The organism is Myroides guanonis (genome assembly GCF_900114085.1).
Lineage (GTDB): Bacteria > Bacteroidota > Bacteroidia > Flavobacteriales > Flavobacteriaceae > Flavobacterium > Flavobacterium guanonis.
Genome location: NZ_FORU01000003.1, coordinates 157,979 through 181,647, shown reverse-complemented (window position 1 = coordinate 181,647; position 23,669 = coordinate 157,979). Strand labels below are relative to the sequence as shown.

Genomic DNA, 23,669 nt, shown 5'->3' with positions numbered 1-23,669 from the left:
ATGGTATTATTTTATAAGTATACTTTTGTATTTATCTATATTTTTAATTACGAGACCTGTTCCTCGAACCACAGCTCTAAGGGGATCTTCTGCAATATAAACTGGTAGGTCTGTTTTTTGAGAGATACGCTTGTCTAATCCTCTTAACATTGAACCTCCACCAGCTAGATAAATACCTGTATTGTAAATGTCAGCGGCTAATTCAGGTGGTGTTTGTGAAAGTGTTTCCATAACAGCATCCTCAATTCGTTGGATAGATTTATCAAGGGCTTTGGCAATTTCTCTGTAAGATACAGTTACTTGCTTTGGTTTTCCTGTTAGTAAATCTCTACCCTGAACCATCATGTCATCAGGAGCTGCTTCCAATTCTTCAGTAGCTGCTCCAATTTGAATTTTAATTTTTTCAGCTGTGCTCTCTCCAACAAAAAGGTTGTGTTGAGTGCGCATGTAGTACACGATGTCGTTAGTGAAAACATCTCCTGCAATTTTTACAGATTTGTCACACACAATACCTCCTAGAGCAATAACAGCAATTTCGGTGGTTCCTCCTCCTATATCTACGATCATATTACCTTTTGGTTGCATGATGTCTACACCAATACCAATAGCGGCAGACATAGGCTCCATTATAAGGTAAACCTCTTTACCATTCACACGTTCACAAGATTCTTTTACTGCACGCATTTCTACTTCGGTAATTCCAGAAGGAATACAAACAACCATCCGTAGGGCAGGAGTAAACATCTTTTTTCTTAATGAAGGAATGCTCTTGATAAAGAGGCTTATCATTTTTTCTGAAGCATCAAAATCTGCAATAACTCCATCTTTTAATGGTCGTATGGTTTTGATGTTTCCATGTGTTTTTCCTTGCATCAAACTTGCTTCTTTCCCCACAGCGATAATTTTCCCTGTAGTTCTGTCGCGTGCAACTATCGAAGGGTTGTCAACCACAACTTTTCCGTCGTGAATGATAAGCGTATTCGCCGTACCAAGGTCAATTGCAATATCTTCGGTCATGAAATCAAAAAATCCCATACAATTATAATGTCTTTAGAGTTAAATATTTTAAGCTTACAAAAATAATAAATTAATGTTTAAAATGACGAGTTCCTGTAAATACCATTGCAATATTATTTTCATTACAGTAGGTTACGCTTAAATCGTCTTTGATTGATCCACCTGGTTGAATCACAGCAGTAATTCCAGCGTTATCAGCAATTTCAACACAATCAGGGAATGGGAAGAAAGCATCGCTCGCCATAACAGCTCCGTTTAAATCGAAATGAAAAGAATTTGCTTTTTCAATAGCTTGTTTTAAAGCATCTACTCTAGATGTCTGACCTGTTCCAGAAGCACAAAGTTGTTTGTTTTTCGTTAGAACTATCGTATTTGACTTAGTGTGCTTGCATATTTTGGAAGCAAATAACAAATCTTCGATTTCTTTTTCTGTAGGACTTGTATTAGTAACGGATGTTAATCCTTCTTTATTGTCAGTAATAGCATCTTTGTCTTGAACTAGAATTCCGTTTAAACATGTTCTTACCTGTTTTGTTGGGAGTTCAATGTCTTTTAGTACTAATATAATTCTGTTTTTCTTTTCTTTTAGTATCTCAATTGCTCTTTCTTCATATGATGGAGCAATTACAACTTCACAGAATAATGAGTTTATTTCTTCAGCAGTTGCTGCATCAATAGTGTTGTTTGCAATTAATACACCTCCAAAAGCTGAAGTAGGGTCACCTGCTAGAGCATCTAGATATGCCTCTTTCATAGAGTTTCTTTGTGCTATACCACAAGCATTGTTGTGTTTTAAAATAGCAAATGTTGGAGCTTCACCTTTAAATTCATTCATTAGGTTTACAGCTGCGTCAACATCTAGTAAGTTGTTGTAAGATAATTCTTTTCCGTTTAATTTTGTAAATAAACTATCAAAATCTCCAAAAAAATGTCCTTTCTGATGTGGATTTTCTCCGTATCTCAACTCTGTACCTTGGTCGTAGCTGATTTTTAAATGAGTTTCGTCTGTATTGAAGTAATTAAAAATAGCACTGTCATAATGAGAAGATACATGGAATGCTTTAGTAGCAAGTAAGCGTCTTTCTTCCAGTTTTGTAGCTCCTTCATTTTTTTGTAGCATATCTAAAAATAACGCGTACTCTTGAACTGAAGCAACAATAACAGTGTCTTTAAAGTTTTTAGCTGCCGCTCTAATTAAAGAAATACCGCCTATATCGATCTTTTCAATGATGTCTGCTTCACTTGCTCCTGAAGCAACAGTCATTTCAAATGGATATAAGTCAACAATAACCAAGTCAATTTGTGGAATGTCAAATTCTTTCATTTGGCTAATATCACCTTCATGATCTTGACGGTTTAGTATACCACCAAAAATTTTTGGATGAAGTGTTTTAACACGTCCACCTAAAATAGAGGGGTATGACGTAACATCTTCAACTGCTACTACAGGGATACCTAAGTCTTTAATAAAAGTTTCGGTTCCTCCAGTTGAATAAATAGTAACTTGATTTTTGTGTAATTCTTTTACAATTGGCTCTAAACCAGTTTTGTCAAAAACAGAAATTAATGCCGATTGAATTTTTTTAGTTGCGTTCATGTTATGCGTTTGTTTAATCTGCAAAAGTAGTTATTGTTACGATATTTCTAAAGTTTAATGCATAACATTTAACTTTTTTATTTGTCTGTCAAATTACATGTTTTATATTCGTATTGAACGGCTTATAAATAAGAAATGATGTAATAGATTTGAGGAAAGAAAGGGAATTGCAGCGAATTGTAACAAAACAAGTGTTTTCTCCACTAATAGATGGGTTTCAATATGATAAATAAATCAATATGATGTTGTATTTTAGATTACTTAGTGAGAGCTTACGATTTGCACTGCATGCGCTAAGAAGTAATAAATTAAGAACATTGCTATCTCTATTGGGGGTAACGGTAGGTATATTTTCTATTATTGCGGTATTGGCAGCTGTAGACTCTATGGACAGAAATATTAAGTCGGAATTGAATGGTTTTGATAGAAATATGATTTATTTGTTTAATCATTCTTTTGGACCTACAGATGTTCCAAAATGGAAGGTAGAGCAATTTCCAGAAGTGACATATGATGAGTATGAATATTTGAAGAGAAATCTGGAGGGACTTGATAAGATTTCTTATAATGTTTTTACTCGTAGTGAGAATGTTATGTATGAGGGAAATTATGCAAACTCGGTGAATGTAAGTCCGTGTACTACTGATAATCAATTCTTAGATAATGTTAAGGTAGCTGAAGGACGGTTCTTTAATGAGTCTGAGTCTAATTCAGGTGTACCTGTTTTGGTTTTGGGACACGAGGTAGCGACTAGTTTATTTGGAGAACAAGACCCTATAGGAAAACAAGTTCGACTGTATGGAAAGAGGTTTTCTGTTATTGGTGTAATAGAAAAACAAGGTGCATCAAACTTTGGTATGAATAAAGATTCTTCTGTTTACTTTCCGGTTAATTTTCTTAGACAGCTTTATGGTGATAATAATGATATGGTTACTCCAGTTATTGTCCTAAAACCTTTGAGTGGGGTAGATATGGATCAGTTTCAGGATGAAGTTGTTTCAAAACTAAGAATGAAACGTGGTATTAAACCTACTGAAGAAAATAATTTCTTTGTAAATCTTTGGGGTGGTTTAATGGATTTTATTGACAATATTGTTGCTCAAATGAATGTAGTAGGATGGATAGTAAGTGGTTTTTCGCTTTTAGTTGGAGGTTTTGGTATTGCGAATATTATGTTTGTATCTGTAAAAGAAAGAACGCATCTCATAGGTATACAGAAGTCTTTAGGAGCGAAGAAACGGTTTATATTATTCCAGTTTTTGTTTGAAGCTATAATTCTCTCTTTAATTGGAGGAGTTGTAGGAATGTTGTTGGTGAGTTTAATAGCGTTTGTAGCTACTCAGTTTCTGGATTTTAAGTTTGTTTTGAGCTTTTCAAATATTGTAATTGGTATGTCACTTTCTGCCTTTATAGGATTGTTGTCTGGATTATTACCTGCTCGTTCAGCATCGAAGCTGGACCCGGTGGAAGCAATTAGAACAGGAGGTTAGGAAGAATTTTTGAAATGATGATATAAAAAAGTCGCTTTAGTTATTAAAGCGACTTTTTTTATTTGAGTATATAATTATCGAACTGGTCTATTTAAAACCAAATCAATATATAGATTTACTTTGTTTTTTAATTCTTTACGATGTGTAATGAAATCTAAAAAGCCGTGTTCTAATAAGAACTCAGATGTTTGAAAACCTTCTGGCAAATCTTTTCCAGTTGTATCTTTGACAATTCTAGGTCCTGCGAACCCAATTAATGCACCAGGTTCTGCAATATTAATATCCCCAAGCATTGCAAATGATGCAGAAATACCACCAGTGGTAGGATCTGTACAAAGTGAAATATATGGAACTTTTTTATCTGTTAGTCTAGCAAGTTTTGCTGATGTTTTAGCCATTTGCATTAATGAATATCCTGCTTCCATCATACGAGCACCTCCAGATTTAGAAATCATCATAAAAGGGATTTTGTGCTTGATAGAATAGTCAATACCTCTTGCTATTTTCTCCCCAACTACTGCGCCCATTGAACCTCCAATAAAAGCGAAGTCCATTGCAGCTACTACTAAATTTTCTCCTTTAGATTTGCCTACGGCTACTCTAACAGCATCCTTAAGTTGTGTTTTTGCAGTTGCCTCTTTTAAGCGATCAACATACTTCTTAGTATCCTCAAATTTCAAAGGGTCTTTAGAACTAAGGGTTTTGGCTATTTCCTTATAGTCATTATTGTCAAAAAGAATTTCGAAATATTCTTTACTACCAATTCGCACGTGGTAGCCATCTTCTGGACTAACCCATAGATTGCGTTCTAGTTCGTCAGAGTCTATTATTTTTCCCGTTGGAGATTTGTACCAAAGTCCTTTAGGGATATCTTTTTTATCTTCTGTTGGCGTCTGAATTCCTTTTTCTTTTCTCTTAAACCAAGCCATATAATTCTGTGTTTTGTTTGATAAAATATACAAGTAAGAAAAACTTACTATAGTGTATTTACATTGTTAAGATCTTTGAATGCTTCTTCTAATCTAGTATTAAAAGTCAATTCGCCTTCTCTCATCCATTTTCGTGGATCGTAATATTTTTTATTTGGAACGTCTGAACCTTCAGGGTTTCCAATTTGTGTTTTTAGGTAATCAATTTTAGATGAAACATAGTCTCTAATACCTTCTGTGAATGCAAATTGTAAATCGGTATCGATGTTCATTTTGATAACCCCGTATGAGATAGCTTCTCTAATGTCTTCAAGACTTGATCCTGAACCTCCGTGGAATACAAAGTCTACAGGATTTGCAGGAGTATTGAATTTGTTCATTACGTATTCTTGTGAGTTTTTAAGAATCACAGGAGTAAGCTTTACGTTTCCTGGTTTGTAAACACCATGAACATTTCCAAATGCAGCAGCAATAGTGAATCTAGGACTGATTTTCATTAACTCTTCATAAGCATAAGCTACCTCAGCAGGTTGAGTATATAGTTTTGAAGAATCCACATTGGTGTTGTCAACCCCATCTTCTTCACCTCCAGTAATACCTAGTTCAATTTCTAAAGTCATACCCATTTTGCTCATTCGATCAAGGTATTGTTTTGAAATTGCTATGTTTTCTTCTAAAGGTTCTTCTGATAGGTCAATCATGTGTGAGCTAAACAATGGTTTACCGTACACTTTCATGTTTTCTTCACTAGCATCTAATAAACCGTCAATCCAAGGAAGTAAATTCTTTGCACAATGGTCTGTGTGTAGGATTACTGTAGCTCCGTAAAGTTCAGCTAAAGAATGAATATGTTTGGCTCCGGCTATGGCTCCAGCAATAGCAGCTTGTTGGTTCTCATTTGATAGTCCTTTTCCTGCATTGTATGCAGCTCCACCATTGGAAAACTGAATAATTACAGGAGCGTTTAATTTAGCTGCTGTTTCCATAACTCCATTTATAGTACTAGAGCTTGTCACATTTACTGCAGGTAATGCAAAACCTTTTTCTTTTGCATATCTAAATATTTCTTGAACTTGGTCGCCTACTGCAACTCCTGGTTTGATATTGTGAGTCATAGTTGTTGTGTATTTTTAAGTCGCAAAATTAATAATTATAATTGGATTAAAACGGATAATTGATTCCAAGATTTACAACTGACTGATTAAAGTTGAGTTCTTTGAACCATTTTTTTCCATCTTCTTTAGCTGGATTGTAAGTCTTAAAACCTAAGTCTAGACGAAATACAAAGAAACTAAAATCATATCGAATTCCAAAACCACTACCAATTGCGATTTCTTTTAGAGAGCTTATATTGTTAAAAGTGTATTTTGGATCTGTAGTTTGGTCGAAAACATTCCAAATATTTCCTGCATCAATAAATAGAGCACCAAACCACTTTCCTGAAAAATTAAATCGATATTCGGCGTTTAAAGCAATTTTCATATTTGCTTCATTGAAATCATTTATTCCTCCACTACTTCCAGGGCCTAAGCGGTAAGATTGCCATGCTCTATTATCATTGGAGCCCCCTGCAAAATAACTTCTCGAGAAAGGGATACTATTTGAGTTTCCATAAGGTATGGCAATTCCTCCAAAGGAGCGAAAAGCTAATACTTGTTGTCTTCCTAAATCCCAGTATTTTATAAAATCTATTTCTGTTTTAATGTATTGAGAAAATTCAACATCTAAGAAAGTGCGATTGCCGTTAGCATTGATATTGGAATTGGTTCCTTTAGTAATAAGATTCATCGCGGCGCCAGCAGATTCGACTTTGGTTTTGAATGTAAAGAAGTTATTGTCGTTAATGTCGGTTCTAGATGAAAGCGTATAGGTTATGTTTGCTGCTAATATTAGATTGTTTTCTGAAAGGCGAATACGTCGTTCATTGATACTTCTTATTTCTCTAACATCATCAGCAGAAATGTTTAATGGGTTTTGAGGGTTTAGAGCTTCATTGATAAATGAGTTGGCTCCGCCATCTTGAATAGTTAGGTTTCCATTGTTATCCACATATTCTGGGTTTACATCATAATCTGACGCTATATTGTTCAGCGTTTTGTAAGAAGATTTATAAACCGTAAAGTAATTAGAAGGATTTGTGTTTCTTACATATTGTAAATTGAATAGGTCTAAGCTGAATCCTGCATTCCTTTTAGGTGACCATCCATAATTTAGAATACCAGTGAAGTTATCTTTATCTAGACCGATGTTTTTTTGTTTGGAAAGACCAAAACTCATCATGGTTGTTGGAAGCATACGCTTCGGAATGATTCTTTCTGTTCGCAATGGAAAGAATAGCCTAGGAAAGGAAAGTTTAACATCTGCTCCATATTCTGTTACATTGAAAAAGACATTATCAGGGTTGCTCATTTGACGTGATGAACCGATACTTCCTCGTAGTCCAAACTCTAGAGTTTCAGCACCTTTGAAGATATTTCGTATCATCAAACCTACATTTCCAGCTACTCCAAAATCTTGAATATTAGAGTGGGTGACATCTAAGGAAGGATTAAAGGTTAATTTCTTTCTAGGGGTCAGAAATATATTAGTGATGAGAGATTGTCCTGTGCTGTCTCTTTTGTCTTCTAAATATTCTATAGAGGGATAATTAAAAACCTTTAGGTTGCTAATAGCCCTTGAGGTTAGTACACGTCGGAAATCGTTGTATGTACTTCCTTTGGTAATAAAAACAGCATCCGTAATAGCCTTTGGTCTGTAATCTAGTTTATTTGCACTAAGGATGTTGAAGTTGTTGTATTGTATACTGTCGTGAACATTTTGGAGGTTTCTAGAGGAGTTATTCGTGAAAATATTTACTTCACTAATCTTATAGATTTTAAAAGGTGTTTGAACTAAAGTATCTCCAGACTTTACAGTTCTATTGTCAATGATGATGTCAATGTTTGCTGTATTTGGGGTAGGAATCAAAGTGTCTACTTCGTAGCGAATGTTGCTTTCTTGAAAGTAATAAGCTCCATTATTTCTAAAATCAGTAGTTATACGTTTTCTTTCGTCGCTAAAATGACTTACTTGAAAAACATCTCCCTTCTTTAATAGGGTTTTGTCTATGTGTTTTCTATATATGCTGTCCAATTCAGCTGTAAGTATAGTTGTTTTTAAACTATCGATTTTATATGCCTCACCAGTTTCAATATGGTAAGTCGCTTTTATCTTTTTTTGATGGGTTGTATCTAGGTCTGTTGTTATTTTAGTGTCAAAGTATCCTTGATTAAAAAAATAGTTTTTTAAGCGTAGAGTCGAACGTTCTGTACGCTTAGAATCGTAAATAACTGGTGCCTCCCCAGTGTTTATTAAGAAGTTGTTGATACCTGCAATAGCAAAAGATTCTCCCAGTCTATCTACTTGTTTTCGTGATAGTAGGTTAACTAGGGCTTTTTCTTTTTTAGGGTTCTTATTGAGCCATGCATGATAGGTGGAATCTGCCTTTGGATTGGCTAAATTGTATAGGTTTAGTCGCAGTCGATATCCAATAAGTGGAATATAACTATTGGGTTGTTGGTAGAGTTGATTGACTGTTTCTTCTTTATTTGTTTTTTTACCATTTTGGTATAGTGTGTTCTCTGTCAGAAGCCTTTGACCTTCTGGTACTCTCTTAGTGAGTGAACAGGAATAAAAGCTTACACAGATTAATATAAAAAGTGCTATTTTTGGTAAATCTTTTGTCAAAGTAGTTTCTTAATTGTAGTTCAAAAATACATTTTTTATGGTTACTAAAAACCAAATCAAGCGAATAAAAAGTTTGCATCAAAAAAAATATCGTAAGGAGTTTAATCTCTTTATTGCAGAAGGTGCAAAAGTAGTTCAAGAGCTATTGAATTCCAATTTTAAGCTTGAACATATATATGTTACAGAAAACTTACCTTTTAACGTAGAGAGTGATAAGATTAGTGTTATTTCAGAAAGTGATTTAAAGAAGATATCGGCATTGAGTACGGCAAATAATTGTTTGGCAGTATTTGAAACTCCAATCGAAAAAAGGGTTGAATTTAGTGATTGGGTAATAGCATTAGATGATATTAGAGATCCTGGTAACTTAGGTACTATTATCAGACTTTGTGATTGGTTTGGTATTGAACATTTAATTTGTTCTTCTCAAACGGTAGATGTTTATAATCCTAAAGTTGTTCAAGCAACTATGGGATCTCTATCTCGTGTAAATGTAGTTTATGGTGATTTAGCTACCCAAATTAGAGAATCGAAGGTGGAGCATGTTTATGGAACTTTTATGGATGGAGATAATATCTACCAAACTTCGGTTCAGGAACATAAAGGGATTGTTGTTATGGGAAATGAGGCTAATGGAATATCTGATGAGATTGAGAGGTTGGTTACTCGACGCATTAGTATTCCACGCTTTGGAAATACCCAACAGACGGAAAGTTTAAACGTGGCGATGGCTACTTCGATTATCTTAAGTGAATTGAGACGGTCTTAATGAAAGGTGAAGTTCACAAAAATACCACGTGTTCTCATTGATTCTATATTTCCTGTCCAAGGACTTGATTGATTGTCGTCTCGAATCATTTCGTCTTTCATTCCAAAGACACCTCTAATGGATGGGGAGAACTTGAAGTATTCGAAATAAAAATCAATTCCTACTCCAATTTCGTAATTACTTGTCCAGTCTTCCATTCGGAATACGCCTTCAGAATTGTCGTCTTTTGATTCGGAATTACTACTTAAGTTTAATGAAGTTGATAAACCTCCAACTATGTATGGACGAATGTTCCCAGAACGTTTAGTTGATAGTTTAACTAAAAGAGGAAAGTGAATGTAAGTAGAACTTACACTTCTATTGGCTAAACCTAAGGTTGATGGGTTTTTTTCTGCTATGGAAGGATAAAACAGATCTCTTTTGGAATAATATAAACCTGGTTCAAAACGTAAATCTACATACTCAACAATGCGTAAGTTTCCTACTAGACCAACATTAAAACCAATATTAGAAGTTACCTGAATTTCATTTTTTAAATGTTCTTCATAGTATTTGTCGTTATAGTTGAATTTGAAGTCATAGGAGTTAAAACCTAAAAAGTATCCCCAATGTACTCGTTGTTTATCCCAGTCTTCCATGTTTAATAAGGGGTCCTTACCAAATATGAATTGAGCAAAACTAGACGTGCTAAGGAGTAATGCAAATAAAACGAGTAGCTTTTTCATAATTATTTCGTTGCTGAATATATCGTTGCAATCCCCATAGTTTGTGGTTCGTGCTTTACACTAGTAAACCCAACTTTGGTCAAAATATTGTTCAACTCTATTCCAAATGGAAAGTTTTTAGCCGATTCGGATAAATAAGCATATGCTTTTTGGTCTTTAGAGAAGAGTTTGCCCATCATCGGAACGATTCTCTTTGTGTAAAAGTTGTATCCTTGTCTCAATGGAAATTTTGTTGGAACTGAAGTCTCTAAGATAACAAAAATACCATTCGGTTTTAAAACTCTTAAAATTTCTGTTAAGCCTTTTTCTAGGTTCTCAAAATTGCGTATTCCAAAACCAACTGTTATAGCATCAAAACTACTATCTTCAAATGGAAGATTCTCAGAATCTCCTTGAATCATTTCAATACGCTGATCTAGTTTTAATTCGTTTACTTTTTCACGACCTACTTCTAGCATTCCCGCAGATAAGTCTAAACCTATAATTTTAGAGGCTTTAGTTTGTGAAAGTAGAATGGCTAAATCCCCAGTTCCAGTTGCAATATCTAAAATGCTTTCGGGTTGCGTGTCAGATACTATTTTTAGAACTTTTCTGCGCCATCCTTGATCTGTACCTAGGGTAATCATACGGTTCATAGTGTCATAATTACCAGAAATAGTGTCGAACATCTGTTCTACTTGCTTTTTCTTTCCTAAGTCGGATTCTTTATAGGGGTTGACGTTTTTTGCCATGTTTTACTGTTTTGGACAAATATAAGTATTCTTTAATAATTTTTTACATTATTAGAGTTCCTTTAAAAGGGGAGGTATTTTTGTCTTAAAGATTTTTATAAAAGTGATTTCTTTCAGTTTTTCTATATTGTACCAAACGTCTTTGGTTTGGTTCTATCTAGAACTTGTCTATAGTGCATCTATAGTTAGTCTATAAAACCGCTTTAATCTATAGATGGAGTATAGATGGAGTATAGATGCACCCTTATGTAATACTAGTATTTTTACTGCTGTTTTTATTATCAAGGTCGAAATAATTGCAATGTTTCGAAAAATAATTTAGATTTATAAGAGTCTTTTTATTTGAAAAATAAGGGCTTAATTGCAGGTTTAATATAAAACAATACTTTTCCATGGAGAAACATCACAAGTCTTTTATACCCAACAACATATTGTTACAAGTACTTTTTTTGTTAGTCATACTTTTTCTGTTATTTCTCATAGCAAAGAATCTTGTTGCTTTTTTACCCGGTCTTTTAGGAGCGATTTGTCTTTTTGTTTTGTTACTGGCACCATATCGCTGGCTTTATGAAAAAAAGAAATGGAATAAGACTTTGAGTATAATTTCATTAATGTTTATCAGCTCTATCGCAATTATAGGCCCCTTATATTTATTGGTTCAAACACTTTCTAAAAAAGTAATGGTACTGCTAAATGATAAAGACAAAATCGAAAATAGTATAAACAAAGCGATCGAAGTTTTACGCAACAAATATCAAATCGATGTTTTTAGCGAATCTAGTTTGAACAAGGTTGCCGATGTTGGAGGTAAAGCTTTAGAATCTGTATTAAATGCATCTTTTAATAGCTTTGTTCAAATTGGGGTTGCTTATTTGTTGTTATATTTTATGCTTAGTGAGTATAATAGAATAGAGAAATGGTTCTATCATTTTATTCCATTAAGAAAAAACAATCTTGAGAAAATGAAAGTAGATATGAAAAAACTAGTCATTTCTAATGCAGTCGGTGTACCACTTACTGCATTTTTACAAGCTATTATTGCCTACATTGGTTATTTGATTTTTGGTGTTGATGATAGTTTTATGTTTTTTGTATTGACAATTTTTGCTGCTATGCTTCCTGTTGTTGGGGCTGCATTGATATATATTCCATTGGTGATTATGTTACTTGCACAAGGTGAAACTGGAAATGCAATAGGATTATTGATTTATAGTTTTGTGGTAGTTGGTTTGTCAGATAACCTCATCCGTTTCGCACTACAGAAGAAAATGGCTGATATTCATCCTTTGATTACCATTTTTGGTGTAATTGTCGGGTTGAACCTTTTTGGATTTATAGGAATTATCTTTGGACCGATACTCTTCTCTTTATTGATTTGGTTGTTAACAATCTATCGCAATGAATTTGTCATTCCTAACGAAGATTAATATTTAATAAATAATTATATAAACAAGAACCCCAAAACCTATAGGTTTTGGGGTTCTTGTTTATACTGTTCTGAAAAATGGTCGTGATCTAAATATATTATTCAATTATTACCAACTGTACTGTAAGTTAATTGATAAATTTCGTCCTGTTCTTGGAATTGAATTCCAATCAGAATAGGTTGTATAGTATTTGTCAAAAATATTGGATACACCACAATGTATAGTCATAGTGTTTCTATAGACACTCCATGAATGATTGATATTCCAATTTAAAATGGCATAAGAAGGAGTTCTTTGTTCTCCATAAACTTGAGCATTACTATTGTGTGTACTATTGGCTTGGAGTTCTAGACTAGTTTGTAATTTGTTTTTTGTGTAAGTAATAGAACTGCCGTATGATAATGGGCTTATGAAGGGGAGATGGTTCTTATCATTGTCTTCTCCGTAGTTATATCTGATGTTTATATTAAATCTCCATTGATTATTGATTTTATAAGTATTAGACCAATTTAGTGTTGCAAGTTGTGCGTAAGTAAGGTTGTTGTACTGCTTGACTCCTTTTGCCCCAATAGTCATTGCGCTAAGCTCTGGTATTATATTTCCAATGATATAATGTTGTATATGGAAAAAAGAACCAGAAAGCCGACTGCTTAGAGTAGGGGAAGTATAGGAAAGAAAGGCGTTAATCTCCGAAGAGATTTCATTTTTTAAATTTGGATTTCCAATATAATCAAATTGTTCTGAGCTATTGAATAAATAGAAACCATAGCCCTCTGAAACGGAGGGAGCTCGATTTCCAAGGGCTGTACCAACACCATAATTCCAATTAGATTTTTTTATTATGTAATTAACGGCAGCACTTCCAAGTAGTCTAGTCTTAGAGTTATTCATATCTGGATAAAATATCTGGAGACTTTCTAAGGCTATCTGGTTCTTGATTTGGTTAGCGTGTACTCCCATGCTAGCTGTAATCTGAAGACTTTTTTCTTTGTCTATTTCCCAATGGTCCTGGAGGTTTATTCCCGTATATTGGGTATGGACGTCTGGCCAAGTATACATAAACATTTCCTTTTCATTAGGATTGTTTGGATACATGGTCATTTCTGCTAAAGATTTATTGTAATAGGAATTTATTGTTCCTGAAAGATGATGGTTTTTTTGAGTAGATTTAATACTAGAATATAGGCCATACGTATTGCTCCAACCTGGCATATCCATATGTATTGCAATGGTTTCAGGAGGTCTTTTTGTGTCGTCCATTCGGTGAGTTATAGTATTGTAATATAGTTTTGTTTCCCAATTATCAATAAAAGAGAACAAGGGCTTCACTTCATAGCGGATTGAGGTAATTAATGCCTCTGCTAATGAAACATCCATCGGTAAGGCAGGATAACCAACATCAGTAGCTTTATCGTATATAACTTGTGTTTCTAAAGTTTTGTTCGGACTTATTGAATATCCCAAAACTCCAGAAGCGTTTGTTTTGGTGTATTGAGAGTATAATATTTCTTGTCTGTTTCCTGCTTTATAATTTCCTGCATCTCTGAGAGTTGTTTGTGTTTGGAAATACCATTTTGGAGAGGTATACTGTAAAATAATTCCCGCAGTTTTAAGTTGATTGTTTGTTTCGTATCCTAAATTAAGGTTTCCTTCCCATTGAGGAGAAGTAGTGAAATTAGGTCGTCTCGTTTGTAAATCGATACTGCCTCCTAAAGTAGGGCCATAATGATTTCCTTGCTGACCTGACTGTATGCTAGCCTGTTGAAGATTAGATGTTTCTACATAAGATGTTATGGGGTCCATTTTATCTGTGCAAGCGTTGAATATGTGCATTCCATCAATGGTTAATGAAATTCGCTCTGTCGCCATACTGTTTAAAGTGGGCTCCCATGCATAGTTTCCCCTCTGTATCATATCTATACTCTTAGCTTGCTTTAAGTAGTTTTCAATAGATGCTATAGGATTGTTAGGTGTATTGTTCTTTGTATTGCTTATTAATATGATTTCCTGTAATTCTTGAATACTGTCATTTTGAATAGATTGTGCCCATAAGGGGAGAGCTAGTACAGAACATAAGTAAGCTAGTCTTATTCTTTTTGCCATAATATAAAAATAAGGCACAGCAATCGTTGCTGTGCCTTCTATTAATGATTAAAACTCTAGTTCGAAATAAATGTCACTTGATTCTTGCTCTTCTGTTATAGGGTTTCCTTTTATAATGGTACCATGTGAATTTTCTATCATTAGATTGATTTTCCAATAGCCAGACATAGTTAATGAGAGTTGCCCTGTATAGAAGCCTTGTGAAACAGCCTGTGTAAGATTAATGTTGTTCGGAGAACCATGATTTTTCATACTAGGCATTCTTGGATCTATATGTATCGTATGTGAATCTACAATTTTGAAGGTTTCGTGATCTTCCGTAGTAAAGAGTAATGCGCTACTAGAGTTTAATCCTATTTTTGGAGTTTTTGGAGATATCAAGGCTACGGTATAATTAAGGTCTTGATAGTTAAAGGAAGTTATTGTTTTGTCTTTACTTTGTTTTACCTCTATATTACTTTCAAAAACGACTGTTTGTTTATCTACTGTTGCGGTTAAACGCAATACCCAATAATCACTGGTTCCATTGGAAGCCATTGTAGGAAAAATAAAACCTTCGTAGAATCCTTTGTGTTTAGTGGTTGTTAATTGGGTTACGGGAGCGCCGTGACTCATGTTATGACCATGTGAACTCATATACATAGTAATGCTGAGTTGTAGGTCTGTTGCAATTACAACTTTGTTGTTTTTAGTAATCGTAGCAATAAGAATGTTGCTTCCAGTTTGGATGTCTTTTTCGCTTGAATAAAATGCTAAATTATAACCTTCTGAATTTTGAGTTTCAATTACTTTATTTAAATTTTCCACAGGGTCTGTGTTGAAATCTTTTTCAGAATTTGAATCGTCTGATTGACAAGCATTGAATAGACTTACTATTGTTATTAGTATTGTATAATATTTTAAGTATTTCATTTTTTGATATAGGTATTCGAGTCGTTATTTAATTCTACGACTATTAATTATTTTTTAATTGAATGGATTAAGACTAAGGTTGTATTATATAAATCATGTTCTTGTTTATTTTAAACAAGAAAGATGACATAAAAGCATAGTTGTAACAACGAGACTATTATTATAATACGTTTTATAGGCTTAAAGCTATTAGCATTTTAAAAAAACTATACCAAAGGGGGTTTAAATAAGTCGTTACTATTTAAGTAACTATAAAAAGTGTGATAGGTATCAATAACTTTAGAATTGATAGCAAAGGAAGGGGTAATTATAGTCCAGTCTGTTTCTGTTAAGAATAAAATCTCTAGTTGCTGGCTGTGTAGTTTTTTATTATTTGAAATAGGGGTGTCACTTTCTGCTGTTTTAGCTAGCTCTTTTTTAAGGTGACAACTACCATTACATTGTAGTTCTGGTTTATTTCTATTTTCACACATTTCTTGAATAGCATCATAGTTGATAACAAAGTCCAAAAGGGGGAATATTGGCTTTGCAAAGAAAAGTACAACTAAAAATACTATAATTTTTTTCACAATGTAAATTTACGGAAGCTTTTTATAAAAGCACTAGCTAACGAGTGAATATTTGTCTTTTATAATTAATCTGTAAAAGAATCTATTGTTAGTGTTACCTCGGTGCCTTTTTCTTTTGTGCTTTGAATGCTGATTAAAGCGTTACAGAGTTGAGCTAATTTATAGGCAATGTTTAATCCCAAACCATAGCCAGATATGTCGTGACTTTTTTCATCAAGTACTCTAAAATGTCTTTCATGGAGTTCTTTTAAAAACTCTGGTTGAATTCCTTTGCCATTGTCCTGAAAAACAATATGGTATTTATTGTTTTTTAAATAACAAGATATAATAATGCTTCCGTGGATTGGAGTATATTTAATAGCATTGGATAAAATGTTATCAATGATTATTCCTAGATATTCTTTGGAATTATTAGCTAGCATTGGCTGTAGTCCTTCTAAAACGATTTTTATGCTTTTCTCTTTTATTAAAAAATCAAAACGTACCAAGCAATTTGTAATTTCTTCCTTTAGGTCGAAAGTGGATTTAAATATTTTTATACTGTTATTCTCTGTTCTTGATAATAGTAAAAATTGCTCTACTAATTGGTACAGCCTGTCTACTTGTTGTAAGGTGTATTGTATTTTATCTTGATATTCTTCTTGTTTGCGTTCTCTTCGGATTAATACCTCCAATGTGCCTTTAATGATTGACAATGGGGTTCTTAGCTCATGAGAAGCGTCTGCTGAAAATTGTTTTGCTTTTATGATTTGAAGTTCTAGTCTATCTAGTAAATCATTTATTGTTTTTGACAATTGAAAAAGTTCATCTTTGTTTTTGGGTAAAGGAATTCGCTCATTTAGATTGGTTTCAGTTATTTTCTGAGCTGTATCAATAATTTTAAAAACGGGCCTTATTGAATTAGAAGCGCTATACCGAGCTACAATAAAGATTAGTAAAACCGCAATAGGAAAGATGAACATTAAAGAGGTTTCTAAGTACTCAAGTGCTAATTGGTTGTGCTTTGTAGAGAGGGCGACAATTACATATCCTACTTTTTCACCATGATGTATAAGTTGAGCCTGTGACATCAACATTTTTATAGAGTTGACTTCAGTATAATAAGGAGTGTTTTCTGCTTGATTTTTTTTCCATTGAAATTTAGGGTCTACTAGATTTGGAGAATGTTCTACTAGATTAAAATCGTTGTCATAAATAGCTATAAAAACGGGGTTTAAAGCTAAATCGGTATGCTCTACTTCTTCCCATTCTCTTTCTGGTACATAGCTCTTAAAAATAGGTTCATGTAATACAAAGTTTACATGGCTGTTTATTTCTTCATTCAAGGTTTCATACATAACTTGATTGACTCCGTTTTTTACAACGAAGAATAAAACTCCAAAGATTAATCCGAGTATTACAGTGAATGAAAAGCTGTAGATTAAAGCAATTCTATTCTTTATAGATAATTTTTTAAACATTTTTTGATATATAACCAACGCCTCGAACTGTTTGTAGCCGTGAATCGTTTTTGTCAAGATTTAATTTTTTTCTAATAGCATTGATGAATACATCGATGACGCTGCTGTCATATTCAAAGTGAATGTCCCAAACATTTTCTAGAATTTCTTTTCTAGTACATGTTCTGTTTTTGTGTTCAAATAGATATGTCAATAGTTGGAATTCTTTTAAAGTTAGATTGATTTGTTTGTTATCTAAAAAACATTGTAGTGTGTTTAAGTCGAGTGAGATAGATCCGGAATTTACAAGATGGTCTTTACTGTTAGCTCTAAGATAAACTTGTATTCGAGCAATGAGTTCACTAAAGGCATAAGGCTTTTTTATGTAGTCATTAGCTCCCGCTTGTAGTCCCGTGATAGTGTCTTCCAAGGTGTCTTTGGCCGTAGTGAAAATGATAGGGGTTTTGGAGTTTATATTGCTTGTGGATCGAATCTGTTTACAGACTTCGAGTCCTGATATGTTTAGAAGTGTCCAATCTAGGAGTATAACATCGAATTTTTGTTTGCAAATTTCTTGTAATGCGTCTTCACCGCTGAGACAATGTGTGGGATTCATATTTTCTTCTTGCAATCCTTGTGTAAGGAAGCTTGCAATGCCTATTTCGTCTTCTATAATTAATATTTTGGGTATAAACATGCCTAGCGTTTCTATATGAAAGAATGAATTCTTATATAAATTAAATGATTTTCTTCTAATAAATCGAAATATTGTAGGGAAAGAATTATTTAGGTCCAAAATGCGTATGAGGCAGCTTATCTATTATTCTATAAAAAGAGCTATATATTTTGAATGGTATATCTATCATGGGGATAGTCTTTCTATGGAGTTACCTATATTGAAACTAAAATAAAGTACATGTTAAAAGGCTGTTTAAGACGAGATGTGGTTTTAAAATGCTGCTAGAAATGGAAATTTAATAAAAATTGATTTTGTGAGAACATAGGGAAGCGATTTTAATAAACCGCTTCTATGTTCAGAGATAACCATTGTAAAAAAACTAATATAAAAACAGATGAAATTTTTTACAGTACTTGTAAGAATGTTCTAAATGGAACTATTATTTTTCTTGTAACAGATTGTTAGAAAATAAGTAGTCTGCTGTTTGATAATGAGATATGATGCTTTTTTTGAAAGAAGGATCTATTGCTGTTTCCTTCAGGTTATTTTTGTCCCATTTATATTGATTGATTTTCATTTGATCTGATAGAATTATAACATCATCACCTTTTTTGTATCCCAACTTAATATATGTTCCAACATATGAATGTGGTTGGTATTGAGGGTCAAATATGTCTTTGCCGTAAAACTGCGAGGTGTAATTCCAATTTAGTAATGAGAAAAGAGTAGGTACTAGGTCAATTTGAGAAACCTCTTTTGAGACTACTTCATTTGGATGGTTTTTTAAGTTGTAAATCATTGCAGGTACGTGATGGTTTTTTACATCTATTGCATCTTTTCCTGCGCTACTTGCGCAATGATCTGCTACAAATACAAATACAGTATTTTCAAACCAAGGTTTGTTTTTAGCTTCTTCAAGGAATTTTCCGATTGCATAATCAGAATATTTAACGGCACCAGCTCTACCTGTTCCTGATGGGATATCTATCTTTCCTTCTTCATAAGTATAAGGTTTGTGATTGGATGTTGACATTACAAAAGCAAAAAATGGTTCTTTTGTTTTGTGTTTGAAATCTGCAACTTGTATTACTTTGTTGTATATATCTTCGTCACAAATACCCCATGCATTTTCAAAACTAACTTCTTTGTCATCAATGTTGTGGCGTTTAGTGTTTATTTTGTCACTTAAAATACTTCCTCTTCCGCGGTCGTATATATCAAAGCCATTTCCTCCAAAAAATGCGTTCATGTTGTCAAAGTAGCCATCTCCTCCATAGAAAAACATATTTTGATATCCTTTATCTTTAAAAACATTAGCAATTGTGTATAAGTTTTGATTGTTGACTCTTTTAACAATGCTATTTCCTGGTGTTGGGGGAATAGATAGTGCTATTGCTTCCATACCTCTAACAGTTCGCGTTCCGTTGGCAAACATGTTTGAGAAAAAAATACTGCTATCTGCTATTTTGTTGAGGTTAGGGGTAATTGATTTTTCATTGTATTGTTCTTTTAGAAAGGAGGAGCTCATGCTTTCCATTAGTACCAATATAACGTTGGGTTTTTGTTCAGGTTGTTCAGGATTGTTTGCTAGTATCGTTCTCCTAAGAGGATTTTTAAATGCTACATCATAACGTGTTTTCGAATCTTGTAGATCTGTTTTTACTTGTGCGAAAGCTTCTGAAATAGGTAGGGTTAAATAGTGTTCATCGAATTTCAAATGATTGTTTCTAAACGCTGAGAAAAAAGAGAATATACCATTTTTAGCAATTTCGCTAGTGTATCTATTCTTTGACTGAATTGTTGTTTCATTGCTTAGTATGTTTAGAAGTGTAACCGTAATTACTAGGTTTAAACAAAATACTAGTAGTTTTTTAGACCATTTAGGAGTTGAACTAAAACTGTTTTTAAATGCATTTCTTTTAAACGTAAAATAAATTGTAACAGCTGTTATTGTAATAATTCCGCCTATTAATAGGGGGAGAGGATAAGATTCTTGTATGTTTTTTACCACTTCATAAGTGTAGATTAAATAATCAACGGCTATGAAATTGAAGCGACTTTTGAATTCATCCCAAAAAGTTATTTCTGCGAAGAATGAAAAGTAAAGAATGATCCAATAAAGTGTATACATAAAGTATAACATTATTTGATCAAAAAGAGAGTTTATAAAACGGTTTGGTATTATTAACAGGTATAATGTGAATGGGATTGTAAAGCAACTTACAACGGTTATGTCGTAAAGAAGACCATAACAAAAAATGTGAAGCATTGAGGAAAAACTCCATTCGACATCGTTTTTGGCCCAAATTAAAAATACAATTCGGAGTGATGTAGATAAGAATATAAAAAGTGTGCTGAAAAAGAGCACTAAACTATATCTGTTTTTGAATATAGATTTCATTAGCATTATTTTTATATCAAAAGTACTCGAGTATTGGTGCTTGAAAAAGGGGAAGAGGCTATCTTAAGCGAATCTTAAGTTGGAGTAAAATTTATCCTTAACTATGCTTAGCTTTGGTGTATTTATGTATTTAGTTTTATCTTGCATAGTGAAAATTGTAGTATTATGAAAAAGGAATTAGAGTTGTCTGATTATAGGTTTTTTATGCCATTGCATTTGAGATGGAATGATTTGGATCCACTAGGTCATGTGAATAATGTAATATATATAGATTATTTTCAAATAGGCAGGGGAGAGTATATGACTACGGCTAGTAAAACCTGGGATTGGTTTCAGCATATGTTTGTAATTGCTAATATTAATTGTGACTATTTGAAAGAAATGCGCTTGGGTATTAAAGAGCCTAGAATTGGTGTGCGTGTTTCTACTATCGGGACAAAGAGTTTTGTTCTAGAATATGTTATAGTAAGTGAGGGAAAAAATAGAGTGCCTATCATACATGCGATTGGAAGCAGTACTCAAGTGTTGATAGATGTTAAAGAAGGAAAATCTATTGAGGTGCCTGAATGGCTTCGAGAAGAATTAAAAGTGTTTGAGCCTTCATTGTAAATAAAAAAACCTTCTGAATTAACGGAAGGTTTTTTTGGTTTATAGTTTTGGTTTTTATTGGTGTTCTTGTTTCCATATGTCGACATCCGCTAGTATTGCCTTGTTTTCTAAGGAAAGTACTGTTTCAATCGGATTGTTTCGCAAGGTATAACGCGTTTTGTCTAATTGCAAACGCACTTCATTCTCACTTATTATCTTGACAATAATACTGTTGCTAGAGTCAGTGAACTCTTGAAATTTTCTACTGTTTTTATTTTCTTTCAATGCTAAAAATATAGGCTCTGATTGTGGAGCTAATTTTACATCTTGTGTATAAACTAAGGTTGCTTGATTGTCTTTAAAAGTAAAATAGTAGTTTTTAAATAAGAATGTTTTTCCAGAATAGATAACTGTTTTTCCTTGGTCTAATTTATAGGTAGACAAAGTGTCAGAACTTTTGCATCCTATGAGTATGCAAAGAATGAAACAGCATGTTATTTTGGGAATAATATTCATATATCAATTTGTATTCAGGGTCTAAAATAAATGAATTTAATTTAATTGACCAAATTTTAATACGAATATGATTGTTTTTCTTTTTTAAGATTGATTATTTGACAATTTTTGGAGGTTGTTTTGTAAGAGTTTAATTGTTTGTTTTGTAAAATGTAGAGTTAGAAAAAGGAGGAGTTAATCGCTTTCTAGAGGTACTATAGATTGAATAGGGGGTAGTAAAAAAAGAAGGGATATCTTTAGAATATCCCTTCTTGTGTTTTATGCTTCGCATAGTGGTGCGAATTGTTCTATGATTGGTGCTTCCTTTCCATCGTAAGTAATGATGAGAAGGTGGTCGGATTTTACAATCTCTTTAGCAGATTGCCAATGATTCCAATCAAAATGAATCGGAAATATGGCAAATCTATATTTATGATGGTTAAGTTTTAAATAATTAACCCATTCAAAACGCTCTTGTTTGTCTACTTCTATTTCAAATAGGTCTTGTGGTTTCATTTTGCTATATGCATAGTAGTCCGTTGCCAATAACTCAGAAATTATTGGGTCATTGTAAGTTTCTTTACAATAATCGAATATAGCCTGATAGGTTTGGTTTAGAGAGTGTTTGTGGAAATTGAAACGGGTTTCAAAATAAGCTCCTAGTCCCATTAGAAAATCAAATATGCCATAGCTTTCTGTTATATAGCGCAATGCATTTGGCGTTCTCTTTTTATTCCAATAGATTTCTAAAGCTTTTTCTAATAAGGTTACCTTGTATATATCTTCTTCACTCATGAAATCACTTTTGATAATCTGGTAAGGAGGCTCAGGATCGAATACATAACCGTAGTTTTCGTATTTTTCACGTACAGGTGTTCCTTTTAGGAATTTTAAAAAACCAAGTTGTAGTTCTGGAGGGTATAGTTTAAAGGTCTCTTCAAAACTATATTTTAAATCTGATATATATTCCAAAGGTAATCCAACTATAAGGTCTAAGTGCATTTCTATGCGCTCCTCTAATTGACGAATCACTCGACTGGTTTTTTCAAAGTTTTGTTTTCTACTTACTTCTAGATTACTTTCTTGATTTACAGTTTGTATTCCTATTTCAAAACGAAAAAGCCCTGGTGGTACTTTCTCATTAACAAATGCAATGATGTCTGGGTGAACAATATCAGCAGTTATTTCAAACTGAAATATATTTCCTGGACGATGATTGTCAAGTATGAACTGGAATAATTCTAAAGTAAAAGCTTTCTTAACGTTAAAAGTACGGTCTAAGAACTTAATGGTTTTACCGTGATTCATCAGGTATAATAAATTCTCTTTTATAGTTTCCATTGGGAGATAGCGAACTTTGTTGTCTAAACTCGCCAAGCAGAATTCACATTTATAAGGACATCCTCTACTTGTTTCTATATAGCTTACTTTAGTTGCTAGTTCTTCTTTTGGGTCATATTGGTAAGGGTTTCTGCCTCCTAAGTCTGTGATATCAAAACTTACGTTCCTTTTGTTGAACTGTACGAAATCTTCTTGTTTATAAACTAGATTGGGAACATCAGAAAGGTTCGGGTATTGTTTTACAAAAGCTTCGAACGGAATCTCTCCTTCTCCTATCAATAGATAATCAACATAAGGTTTTGCTATAACATCTTCCCATTCATAACTTACTTCGGGACCTCCTAATAGAATTTTTATATCTGGACGGAGCTCTTTAATCATCTTACAAACGGTTAATGTTTCTGTGATGTTCCAAATATAACAACTGAAACAAATGATATCATAAGCGCTACAGTGTTCTACTATTTCTTCAGGTTTAGTTTTAATAGTAAATTCAAACCAATCTAAATCTGCGTTGTCTTTGTTTAAATCGTAGAGTATTCGAATCGCTAGATTTAAATGAATATACTTTGCGTTAAGTGTTGTAAGTAAAATTTTAGGCATGTCTGCGGATATTTATTGAATGCAAAGTACGTGTATTTTTGTTAGGTATAAAAGTGTTTGATGATATGCAGTTGAAGGATGTGATTCTTTAAAAAATATACAGATTGAGGCTGTATTTACCCGTCTTT

General features: G+C 33.2%; 19 protein-coding genes. 4 read left to right on the top strand and 15 right to left on the bottom strand.

All coding sequences use genetic code 11. From position 1 onward, the window contains the following. Positions 1–6: 6 nt before the first annotated feature. Positions 7–1,035, bottom strand: a complete 1,029-nt coding sequence (locus tag BM024_RS04325) for a rod shape-determining protein (protein ID WP_090678229.1) — start codon at positions 1,033–1,035, stop codon at positions 7–9. 52 nt (positions 1,036–1,087) lie between these two features. Continuing rightward, entirely contained in the window at positions 1,088–2,614 is a 1,527-nt protein-coding gene (gene purH / locus BM024_RS04320) for a bifunctional phosphoribosylaminoimidazolecarboxamide formyltransferase/IMP cyclohydrolase (protein WP_090678228.1), read from the bottom strand. Between the two features lie 239 nt (positions 2,615–2,853). On the opposite strand from purH, the gene BM024_RS04315 reads away from it, so the two are divergent. Continuing rightward, entirely contained in the window at positions 2,854–4,104 is a 1,251-nt protein-coding gene (locus BM024_RS04315; protein ID WP_090678227.1) for an ABC transporter permease, read from the top strand. A gap of 74 nt (positions 4,105–4,178) precedes the next feature. Here BM024_RS04315 and accD read toward each other — a convergent pair whose 3' ends face one another. From accD to tamL, 3 genes are read right to left on the bottom strand one after another with little or no spacing between them, the layout of a single operon-like run. After that, positions 4,179–5,033 carry an acetyl-CoA carboxylase, carboxyltransferase subunit beta gene (gene accD / locus BM024_RS04310; RefSeq protein ID WP_090678226.1) on the bottom strand — a complete coding sequence of 285 codons (855 nt, stop codon included), beginning with the start codon at positions 5,031–5,033 and terminating at the stop codon, positions 4,179–4,181. A 47-nt stretch (positions 5,034–5,080) separates the two neighbouring features. Beyond that, positions 5,081–6,148: a class II fructose-bisphosphate aldolase gene (gene fbaA / locus BM024_RS04305; RefSeq protein ID WP_090678225.1), complete on the bottom strand. Its 1,068-nt coding sequence runs from the start codon at positions 6,146–6,148 to the stop codon at positions 5,081–5,083. A 46-nt stretch (positions 6,149–6,194) separates the two neighbouring features. Beyond that, positions 6,195–8,759, bottom strand: a complete 2,565-nt coding sequence (gene tamL, locus BM024_RS04300; RefSeq protein ID WP_394333267.1) for a translocation and assembly module lipoprotein TamL — start codon at positions 8,757–8,759, stop codon at positions 6,195–6,197. A 37-nt stretch (positions 8,760–8,796) separates the two neighbouring features. On the opposite strand from tamL, the gene BM024_RS04295 reads away from it, so the two are divergent. Further along, the gene (locus BM024_RS04295; RefSeq protein WP_090678224.1) at positions 8,797–9,528 is read left to right on the top strand and encodes a TrmH family RNA methyltransferase; all 732 of its coding nucleotides are present in this window, start codon (positions 8,797–8,799) and stop codon (positions 9,526–9,528) included. On the opposite strand, the gene porT is transcribed toward BM024_RS04295, so the two are convergent. Beyond that, a complete protein-coding gene (gene porT / locus BM024_RS04290; RefSeq protein ID WP_090678223.1) occupies positions 9,525–10,253 on the bottom strand; it encodes a type IX secretion/gliding motility protein PorT/SprT in 729 nt (242 codons plus the stop codon). The genes BM024_RS04295 and porT overlap by 4 nt on opposite strands. Before the next feature lie 2 nt (positions 10,254–10,255). After that, complete coding sequence (gene ubiE, locus BM024_RS04285; protein WP_090678222.1) at positions 10,256–10,984, bottom strand: bifunctional demethylmenaquinone methyltransferase/2-methoxy-6-polyprenyl-1,4-benzoquinol methylase UbiE; 729 nt, start codon at positions 10,982–10,984, stop codon at positions 10,256–10,258. A 392-nt stretch (positions 10,985–11,376) separates the two neighbouring features. On the opposite strand from ubiE, the gene BM024_RS04280 reads away from it, so the two are divergent. Further along, positions 11,377–12,411, top strand: a complete 1,035-nt coding sequence (locus BM024_RS04280; RefSeq protein WP_090678221.1) for an AI-2E family transporter — start codon at positions 11,377–11,379, stop codon at positions 12,409–12,411. Between the two features lie 108 nt (positions 12,412–12,519). On the opposite strand, the gene BM024_RS04275 is transcribed toward BM024_RS04280, so the two are convergent. The 6 genes from BM024_RS04275 to BM024_RS04250 all read right to left on the bottom strand — a co-directional run bounded on the left by BM024_RS04275 (position 12,520) and on the right by BM024_RS04250 (position 20,244). After that, a complete protein-coding gene (locus BM024_RS04275) occupies positions 12,520–14,514 on the bottom strand; it encodes a TonB-dependent receptor (protein WP_090678220.1) in 1,995 nt (664 codons plus the stop codon). A 48-nt stretch (positions 14,515–14,562) separates the two neighbouring features. Then, positions 14,563–15,426 (bottom strand): FixH family protein, encoded by an 864-nt coding sequence (locus BM024_RS04270; protein WP_090678219.1) that lies wholly within the window; start codon positions 15,424–15,426, stop codon positions 14,563–14,565. 206 nt (positions 15,427–15,632) lie between these two features. Next, positions 15,633–15,995, bottom strand: coding sequence for a hypothetical protein (locus BM024_RS04265; RefSeq protein WP_090678218.1), 363 nt, complete (start codon positions 15,993–15,995; stop codon positions 15,633–15,635). A gap of 65 nt (positions 15,996–16,060) precedes the next feature. After that, positions 16,061–17,455 carry a sensor histidine kinase gene (locus BM024_RS04260; RefSeq protein ID WP_143077716.1) on the bottom strand — a complete coding sequence of 465 codons (1,395 nt, stop codon included), beginning with the start codon at positions 17,453–17,455 and terminating at the stop codon, positions 16,061–16,063. Beyond that, positions 17,448–18,131, bottom strand: a complete 684-nt coding sequence (locus tag BM024_RS04255) for a response regulator transcription factor (protein WP_090678297.1) — start codon at positions 18,129–18,131, stop codon at positions 17,448–17,450. The genes BM024_RS04260 and BM024_RS04255 overlap by 8 nt, the downstream gene beginning before the upstream one ends. Before the next feature lie 421 nt (positions 18,132–18,552). Continuing rightward, the gene (locus tag BM024_RS04250; RefSeq protein WP_245753857.1) at positions 18,553–20,244 is read right to left on the bottom strand and encodes an LTA synthase family protein; all 1,692 of its coding nucleotides are present in this window, start codon (positions 20,242–20,244) and stop codon (positions 18,553–18,555) included. A gap of 435 nt (positions 20,245–20,679) precedes the next feature. Between BM024_RS04250 and BM024_RS04245 the strand changes: the two genes are divergently transcribed. After that, positions 20,680–21,123: an acyl-CoA thioesterase gene (locus tag BM024_RS04245; protein WP_143077715.1), complete on the top strand. Its 444-nt coding sequence runs from the start codon at positions 20,680–20,682 to the stop codon at positions 21,121–21,123. A 54-nt stretch (positions 21,124–21,177) separates the two neighbouring features. On the opposite strand, the gene BM024_RS04240 is transcribed toward BM024_RS04245, so the two are convergent. Further along, the gene (locus BM024_RS04240; RefSeq protein WP_245753856.1) at positions 21,178–21,546 is read right to left on the bottom strand and encodes a hypothetical protein; all 369 of its coding nucleotides are present in this window, start codon (positions 21,544–21,546) and stop codon (positions 21,178–21,180) included. 330 nt (positions 21,547–21,876) lie between these two features. Next, the gene (locus BM024_RS04235; RefSeq protein WP_090678214.1) at positions 21,877–23,541 is read right to left on the bottom strand and encodes a B12-binding domain-containing radical SAM protein; all 1,665 of its coding nucleotides are present in this window, start codon (positions 23,539–23,541) and stop codon (positions 21,877–21,879) included. Between the last annotated feature and the right edge of the window lie 128 nt (positions 23,542–23,669).